The sequence below is a fragment of the Pseudomonas bharatica genome, assembly GCF_048586865.1.
Classification (GTDB): domain Bacteria; phylum Pseudomonadota; class Gammaproteobacteria; order Pseudomonadales; family Pseudomonadaceae; genus Aquipseudomonas; species Aquipseudomonas bharatica.
Genome location: NZ_JBMAWR010000020.1, coordinates 109,398 through 117,418 on the forward strand (window position 1 = coordinate 109,398; position 8,021 = coordinate 117,418).

The 8,021-nt window shown below is 64.1% G+C and carries 8 protein-coding genes; 3 read left to right on the plus strand and 5 right to left on the minus strand.

The window, feature by feature from the left end:
- Positions 1–80: 80 nt before the first annotated feature.
- The 3 genes from asd to ACKLLE_RS20675 are packed head-to-tail and all read right to left on the minus strand — an operon-like array spanning position 81 to position 3,354.
- The gene (asd, locus tag ACKLLE_RS20665) at positions 81–956 is read right to left on the minus strand and encodes an archaetidylserine decarboxylase (protein ID WP_420058935.1); all 876 of its coding nucleotides are present in this window, start codon (positions 954–956) and stop codon (positions 81–83) included.
- A 3-nt stretch (positions 957–959) separates the two neighbouring features.
- On the minus strand, positions 960–1,769 hold the full coding sequence (locus ACKLLE_RS20670; RefSeq protein ID WP_064301509.1) for a rhodanese-like domain-containing protein: 810 nt from the start codon (positions 1,767–1,769) through the stop codon (positions 960–962).
- A gap of 46 nt (positions 1,770–1,815) precedes the next feature.
- Positions 1,816–3,354 carry an HDOD domain-containing protein gene (locus ACKLLE_RS20675; protein ID WP_420058926.1) on the minus strand — a complete coding sequence of 513 codons (1,539 nt, stop codon included), beginning with the start codon at positions 3,352–3,354 and terminating at the stop codon, positions 1,816–1,818.
- Positions 3,355–3,485: 131 nt separating this feature from the next.
- Here ACKLLE_RS20675 and motA point away from each other — a divergent pair, with 131 nt between their 5' ends.
- Both motA and motB read left to right on the plus strand, forming a co-directional pair.
- On the plus strand, positions 3,486–4,337 hold the full coding sequence (gene motA / locus ACKLLE_RS20680) for a flagellar motor stator protein MotA (RefSeq protein ID WP_009399537.1): 852 nt from the start codon (positions 3,486–3,488) through the stop codon (positions 4,335–4,337).
- A 3-nt stretch (positions 4,338–4,340) separates the two neighbouring features.
- Positions 4,341–5,360 (plus strand): flagellar motor protein MotB, encoded by a 1,020-nt coding sequence (gene motB / locus ACKLLE_RS20685; RefSeq protein ID WP_420058927.1) that lies wholly within the window; start codon positions 4,341–4,343, stop codon positions 5,358–5,360.
- Positions 5,361–5,639: 279 nt separating this feature from the next.
- On the opposite strand, the gene ACKLLE_RS20690 is transcribed toward motB, so the two are convergent.
- Positions 5,640–6,110: a molecular chaperone Tir gene (locus ACKLLE_RS20690; protein WP_420058928.1), complete on the minus strand. Its 471-nt coding sequence runs from the start codon at positions 6,108–6,110 to the stop codon at positions 5,640–5,642.
- A 139-nt stretch (positions 6,111–6,249) separates the two neighbouring features.
- Complete coding sequence (gene rsgA / locus ACKLLE_RS20695) at positions 6,250–7,281, minus strand: small ribosomal subunit biogenesis GTPase RsgA (protein ID WP_420058929.1); 1,032 nt, start codon at positions 7,279–7,281, stop codon at positions 6,250–6,252.
- A 96-nt stretch (positions 7,282–7,377) separates the two neighbouring features.
- Here rsgA and orn point away from each other — a divergent pair, with 96 nt between their 5' ends.
- Positions 7,378–7,920, plus strand: coding sequence for an oligoribonuclease (orn, locus tag ACKLLE_RS20700; RefSeq protein WP_420058930.1), 543 nt, complete (start codon positions 7,378–7,380; stop codon positions 7,918–7,920).
- The last annotated feature ends 101 nt before the right edge of the window (positions 7,921–8,021 follow it).

Below are 8,021 nucleotides of genomic sequence, written 5' to 3' on the forward strand. Positions count from 1 at the left end.
GGTCTTTGCCGTTCGTTTGGTTTTCTGGAGCTTCTAAAAGCAACCGCCCCCTTGATCGGGGGCGGTTTGCGTTACGCGTCTCAGGCTTGCGAAGCCAGCGGCAGGGCCAGGCCCTGGCCCATGCTCACCGGCGAGCCGGCGCCAAGGCCCTCGGCCCACTTCACCTGATCGGGGCCGAACAGCACGATGGCGGTCGAACCCAGTTTGAAGCGGCCCAGTTCGGCACCTTTCTCCAGGTGGATCGGGGCACGCGAGGCCTCGTCGTAGCGGAAGGTCTTCAGTTCGCGCTTCGGCGGGGTGACCAGGCCGGCCCAGACCGTCTCGATCGAGGCGACGATCATCGCACCCACCAATACCACGGCCATCGGGCCGCGCTCGGTATCGAACAGGCAGACCACGCGCTCGTTGCGGGCGAACAGTTCCGGGACGTTTTCCGCCGTGGTCTGGTTCACCGAGAACAGGCGGCCGGGTACGTAGATCATCTCGCGCAGGGTGCCGGCCAGCGGCATGTGCACGCGGTGATAGTCCTTCGGCGACAGGTACACGGTGGCGAACTCGCCACCCATGAACGGCGCGGCATTGGCCGGGTCGCCGCCGAGCAGTTCCTGGGCGCTGTAGCTGTGGCCCTTGGCCTGGAAGATGCGGCCGTGTTCGATCGGGCCCAGTTGGCTGATGGCGCCGTCGGCCGGGCAGAGGATCGCCCCCGGGGTTTGGTCCAGCGGGCGCGCGCCTGGCTTCAGGGCGCGGGTGAAGAAGTCATTGAAGTGCTCGTAGGCGGTGAGGTCTTCCACCAGGGCCTGGGACATGTCCACCTGGTAGCGCTTGGCGAACCAGGCGGTGAAGGCGTTCTTGAACCAGCGCACGCGGCACTCGGCGACGCAGCCGGCCAGGCGCGAGAGCAGGTGGTGGGGCAGCAGGTACTGGCTGATGATGAACAAACGGGATTTCATTGGGATTCCTTAAACTTCGACGGGCGTGTCCGGGTGATTGCCCCATTCGCCCCAGGATCCGGCATAGGCCTTGACCCTCGGGTAGCCCAGGTGCTTGGCCACCAGGTAGGTGAAGCCCGAGCGGTGGTGAGTCTGGCAGTGGGTGACCACTTCCTTGTCCTTGCTGATACCCAGCTGTTCGAGGATCTGCGGCATGTCCTTGCGGATGCGCAGGGCGTCGTTCAGGTCCATGCCGGCGGTCCACTCGAAGTTGACCGCGCCGGGGATGTGCCCGCCCTTGGCGGCGAGGACTTTTTCGCCGCGGTATTCGCCGGGGCTGCGTGCGTCCCAGATCGCCAGGTCGGCGGCGCCCAGGCGGCTTTGCAGGTATTCGCGGGTGGCGGTGGGCTCGTCGTGCAGTTCCAGGCTGACGGGCGCGGTGCCGGCGGCCGGAACATCGGTGCTGAGCAGATTGGCCGGCCAGGCCTGCACGCCACCATTGAGGTAGTGGTAGCGCTTGTGGCCGATCACATCCAGCAGCCAGATGAAGCGCCCGGCCCAGCCGCCGCCTTCATCGTCGTAGACCACGTAGGTAGCGTCGGCGCGATGGCCCAGTTCGGCAAAGAGCTTTTCCAGCTCGGCCTTGGCCGGAGCCAGGCCGGGTGCCGGTGGCTGACCCAATTGCGTGCGCTTGGGATCGACGAAACGGGCACCGGGAAGATGGCCGCTGCCGTAGCGGTTGGCGCTGGTCAGGTCGACCAGGATCAACTCCGGCGAAGCGAGGCGCGGCTGCAGGTCTGCCGGTTCGATCACCAGGGGCAAGCCGGAAAAGTCAGTCATCCAGGAACTCCAGAGCGGAACAGAGGGTGGCGATTGTAGCGCAGGGTCAGGCGCTGCGGTTGCTGAAGGTGGCGAGGGCGCGCTCCAGGCATTGCGCGGTTTTGGCGAAGGCCTCGACGCTGACTTCCGAGAACGGGCCGCCGCCCTGGTCGGCTATCAGCACCATGATGACCCTGCCGTTGTTCGACAGCGAACGCAGCAACAGGTGTTCGCCGCGGAACAGCGCGCGCAGGCTGCCCGGAAGCAGCGCGGAGAATTGCGCATGGTTCTGCGGCGTCAGGCGCAACTGTGCCGAGCGGGTCAGCAAGCGTTGCAGCAATTTGCTCTGTTCCACCGCCACGGTCAGGTTGGCCGCCTGTTGTGGCAGCCCGGCCAGTTGATGGACGCGCAGGTAGCTTTGCGTCTTGTCGCTCATCAACAGCAGCACCCGTTTCATCCCGCAGGCCTGCAGGGCTTCGCGGGCGTAGCCGGTCAGGTGCATGGCGTTGGAAAACGGGCTCGGTTCGGTCAAAAGCTCGGCGCAGTATTTGCGCCAGTCGCCGAGGGCCTTGGTGTCCGGGGTCGCTGCCTGCTGCATGCCACGGGGTATGTAGCGGACATTGGCCGGCCAAAGCAGCATCTGCGCGGGATGGAACACCCCTTCCAGGGCGTGCTTGCGCGCGCTGGCGGCGGCCTGCTGGTGGTTCTGCGCCTGGACATCCTCCACGGGTGCTTGCAGGTACAGGCTGATCAACTGCTGCCAGCGCTGGATATGTACGCCGGTCCAGGCGTGCTGGGCTGCCAGTGCCACGCCGTTGGCCAGCATCACCGTATTGGCCGGATGGTTCAGCCAGCGGCGCAGCTCCGGGTCGGCGTCCAGTTTCTGTTGCTGGCGCAGCGGGCTTTTATGATCCCGGGCGATGTGCATGACCCTGGCCAGCGAGCGGCGCTCTTGCTGCAACAGGCGATAGCCCTGGGTGACCCAGGTGGGCAGGCGCCAGAATTCGGCGAGTGCCTGGCACAGGCCGAGCAGGCGCACGCCGAACAGCTCGCGTTCGACTTTTGGCGCCGACTCGCCGCGATGGACCACGCGCACCTCCCATTCTTCCAGCAACTGCGGGTGGGTCAGGGCCAGTGGCCACAATGGCGAGAGAAACAGCAGGCTGCCCCAGTGGATGTCCTGCCAGAGCCGCGCCAGACGGCTGGCGAACAGGCCGCTGGCCTGCTGGCTGGCGTGCTGGCTGATCATCTGCAATTGGCGCAGGGCCAGGGGAATCTCCTCGACGGGAGCGACGGTCAGGCGCTGCATCAACGCATCGACCCGGGCCAGGCCCAGGCGGTTGAGGGCCACCTCGAGGTTCTCCGCCGGCTCGGCGATGGTGGCGTGGGTGTGCCGGTTGGCTTCGCGCATCACCCCAAGGACCAGGGCCGGGCTATCCTGCATGACTTCGGCAATATCGCGCAGCGAACGGCGGCTGTCCGCTACGGCGTTCTTCACCCGGTCATGGCTGTGGAAAGGGACCGGTAGATGGGTACCGTCCAGTAGTTTGATCCAGGCGTCGAGGGTCTTCGGATTCGTAGTTGGCACGATGGTTTCACTAAGCATGCTGGAAGTGGGCCAAGCTGGCTTTTCGCCTTGACTGGCTATAGTCTGGCGCAGAACTGCCGATAAGTAGAAGAAGAGATTTACTAACTTCCGTCCTCACCCAAGACCCCGACAGTAAGTGCTTTCTATCTATGGCTAAAATTATCGGCATCATTGTCGTATTCGCGAGCGTGCTAGGCGGATATGTGCTCTCCCACGGCAAGATCGCAGCCCTGATCCAGCCCTTCGAGGTGCTGATCATCGGCGGTGCTGCCTTCGGTGCGTTCCTGCAGGCCAACCCTGGCTATATGACCATGCACGTGGTGAAAAAGTCGCTGAGCATGTTCAGCAGCCGCTTTTCCCACGCCTTCTATATAGAAGTGCTCGGCCTGGTCTACGAGATCCTCAACAAGAGCCGTCGCGAAGGCATGATGGCGATCGAGGGCGACATCGAGGACGCCGCGGCCAGCCCGATCTTCGCCAAGTACCCGGCGGTGCTGAAGGACGAACGCATGACCGCGTTCATCTGCGATTACCTGCGCATCATGTCCACCGGCAACATGGCACCCCATGAGCTGGAAGGCCTGTTCGACATGGAACTGCTGAGCCTGAAGGAAGAACTGGAGCACCCGTCCCATGCCGTGACCGGCATCGCCGACGGCATGCCCGGCTTCGGTATCGTGGCGGCGGTACTGGGTATCGTGGTGACCATGGCGTCCCTTGGTGACGGCGACCAGAAATCCATCGGCCTGCACGTAGGTGCGGCGCTGGTCGGTACCTTCTTCGGTATTCTCGCGGCCTACGGCTTCTTCGGCCCGCTGGCCAACTCCCTGGCCCACGATGCCAAGGAAGAGTTGAACACCTACGAAGCGATCAAGGCTTCCCTGGTGGCTTCGGCCTCGGGCATGCCGCCTTCGCTGGCGGTGGAGTTCGGACGCAAGGTGCTCTATCCGAAGCACCGCCCGAGCTTCGTCGAGCTGGAACAAGCGGTCCGCGGTCGTTGATCCATGGAAAATAATCAGCCGATTATCATCAAGCGCGTCAAGCGCTTCGGCGGCGGCCATCACGGCGGTGCGTGGAAGATCGCCTTCGCCGACTTCGCCACGGCGATGATGGCGTTCTTCCTGGTGCTCTGGCTGCTGTCCACGGCCACGCCGGAACAGAAGATAGCCATCGCCGGCTACTTCAAGGATCCGATCGGGTTCTCCGAGAGCGGTACGCCGTACATCATCGACCTGGGCGGCTCGCCCGAGCTGGCCCCGGAAAAGACCATCAACCCGGAACAAAAGGCCGAGACGACGCCTGAAAGCAGCATCGTCAGCCCCGAACAGGCCGAGACCCTCGCCGAGCAGGTGGAGCGCGAGCGTCTCGAACTGGTCCTGCAGGAGCTGCAGAACAAGGTCGAGCAAAGCCCGGAGCTGCAGAAGTTCAAGGACCAGATTCTCTTCGAGATTACCCAGGACGGCTTGCGCATCCAGATCGTCGATGCCGAGAACCGGCCGATGTTCGACCTGGGCAGTGCGCGGCTGAAACCGTATTTCGAGGACATCCTGCTGGCCATGGCCGACACCATCAAGACGGTGCCGAACAAGATCAGTGTCAGCGGCCACACCGATGCCAAGCCCTATTCCGGCAGCGGCGAGTTCGGCAACTGGGAACTCTCGGCCAACCGCGCCAATGCCGCCCGCCGCGCACTGGTCGCCGGTGGTTACCCGGACGGCCAGGTGGCGCGGGTGGTGGGGTATGCCTCGTCCTCGCTGTTCGACCGCGAGCATCCGCTGAACCCGGTGAACCGCCGTATCGATATTGTCGTGCTGACCAAGAAGGCCCAGCGCGCCATCGAGGGCGAGCAGTCGGCGCCCGACGGCCAGCAGGCCCCCGCGACCAATCCGGACGGTACGCCGGCGGCGCCGGGCGCTGCTGCGCCAGCTGAACCGGAACCGATGCAGCCACAGGAATTGCGGCAGAAGCTGAACATTTTCGAGGACGGTACCTTGAAGATGGATGAGCCCGGCAAGCAGCAGTAAGCGCGCCGTAAAGAAAAGCCCGCCCGGAGCGATCCCGGCGGGCTTTTCCATGGTGCAGTGGCTGATGGCCTCATCGCTGGCAAGCCAGCTCCCACAGGTTCCGAGCCAGCCGCAGATTTTGTGTTGGACACTGACCTTGTGGGAGCTGGCTTGCCAGCGATTGGTCCGTCCAGGCAACGTCATCGCCTGTGCCGGCCTCATCGCCGGCAACGCCGGCTCCACAGGTTCCGCGTGCCATACACCATCGTTGCCCAGTTCTTGCAGCGGCCACGGTTTGCCTTAGAAACCGCGGCGCAGGCGGGCCTTGAGGTCGGTATGGAAAAACTCGGCATTGTTGCGATTGGCCTCGGCCGCATCCTTGCTGATGGCCCGGCGGAACGTCTGCTCGTCGTGGTAGGCGCTGACGAATAGGTCGATATGCTCGCGCCGCGTCAGGATCGGCCAGCGTTCCAGGTAGCCGGGCAGGCTGCCTTCGCATTGGTAGAAGGCCAGCCGCCGGTTCAACTGGGTGGCGCTGCCGAGGCTGAACGGGATCCACCACTCATCCGTACCGCCCTGGCCGAGGACCGTGATCATATGGGTGCAGGCATTGATGTTGGTGTTGAACAGGGTGCAGATGTCATCGGTGGTCTGCCGGGCCTGTGGGTCGAACAATTCAAGGCAGGTGTTGATGCCTTCGAGCTTGAGCCGTTCGTTGATCACGAACGCGTCGAGGCGATCCGGGTGGCGGTAGCTGATGAATACAGGCATCACGAGGCGTCCTTTCTGGTGAAAGCGGCGACGATCAGTGAATTCATTCAGCCCGGCAATAGACGGCTTGAAACAAAGAACCGTCCTACGTTTCCGTATGAACGGTCCTACGGATCAAGCCTACAAGCCGTTTGTTCGATCAGTACGTGTCCTGGGGCAGGCTGGCGATGATCGAGCGGTAACTGTTCATTCGCTGCTGCTGGATGCGCCCGTCTTCCAGGGCCTTGAGCAGGGCGCAGCCGGGTTCGCGGTCGTGCTTGCAGTCGCGGAAGCGGCAGGTGCCAAGCAGGTCGGCGAACTCGATGAAGCCTGCTTCGACATCGTCACGGCTGACGTGCACCAGGCCGAATTCACGGATGCCGGGGGAGTCGATCAACTCGCCACCGCCGGGGAAGTGGTACAGGCGCGCGGTGGTGGTGGTGTGCTGGCCCTGGCCCGACCACTCCGAGAGCGCGCCCACGCGGGTCTGCACGTCCGGCAGCAAGCTGTTGACCAGGGACGACTTGCCGACCCCTGACTGGCCGACGAACACGCTGATATGGCCATCGAGCATCGCCTGCAACTGCTGCATGCCGTTGCCGTGATGGGCCGAAACCTCCAGCAGCGGATAGCCCAACTGGCGATACACGGCCAGCAGAGCGTTGAGCGCCGGCGCATTCTGCTCATCGATCAGGTCGGCCTTGTTGAGCAGCAACAGGGGCCGGATGCCGGCATGCTCGGCGGCGACCAGGTAGCGGTCGATCAGGTTGGCGTGGGGTTCCGGCGCCGGAGCGAAGACGATAACGATCAGATCGACGTTGGCCGCCACCGGCTTGAGCTGGCCGCGGCTATCGGGGCGGCACAGCTCGGTGCTGCGCGGCAGTTGCGCGACGATCACCCCGATACCCTGGTTGCCGGCGCGCCAGACCACGCGGTCGCCGGTCACCAGCGCTGGCAGGTTGGCGCGCAGATGGCAGCGAAAGACCTGGCCGGCCTCCGCGCCGTCGGCGGCCTCGACCTCCACCTGCACACCGAAGTGGGCGATCACCAGCCCCGTCTGTTCAGGCCCCAGATCCCCGCCTTCGAGCACCTCCAGGGCGCGCTCCTCACGTTTGGCCGCGCGGGCGGCACGTTCTTCCTGGATTTTTTCGATGCGCCAATTCTGGCGACGGTTGAGCTGGCGTTTGGCCATGAAGGTCTCGTCGATTTAAAGCGGGGATGTTGAAACGGCGTCGAGTTTAGCACGCTCCACTAGGCTAAACTGCGCAGCTACCGAGGAGCCCGACTTATGCAAAACCCACAGAACCTGATCTGGATCGACCTGGAAATGACCGGTCTTGACCCGGATCATGACGTCATCATCGAGATGGCGACCATTGTCACCGACAGCGATCTCAACACCCTGGCCGAAGGCCCGGTGATTGCCATCCACCACAGCGACGAAGTCCTGGCCCGCATGGACGACTGGAATACCCGGACCCACGGCGCTTCCGGCCTGACCCAGCGCGTGCGCGAAAGCACGATCGACATGGCCGAGGCCGAGGCCCGGACCATCGCCTTCCTCGAACAATGGGTGCCGAAGGGCAAATCGCCGATCTGCGGCAACAGCATCTGCCAGGACCGGCGCTTCCTGTATCGCCATATGCGCGCGCTGGAAAACTACTTCCACTACCGCAACCTGGATGTCTCGACCCTGAAGGAACTGGCTGGCCGCTGGGCGCCGGAAGTGAAGGACGGCTTCAAGAAGGGCAGCACCCACCTGGCGCTGGATGATATTCGCGAGTCGATTGCGGAGCTGCAGCACTACCGCAAGCACTTCATCAAGTTCTGAGGAATTGCCCAAATTGTCAGGGCAACATCAATCCGTTGTGGGGGGGGGGGGGGGGGGGGGGGGGGGGGGGGGGGGGGGGGGGGGGGGGGGGGGGGGGGGGG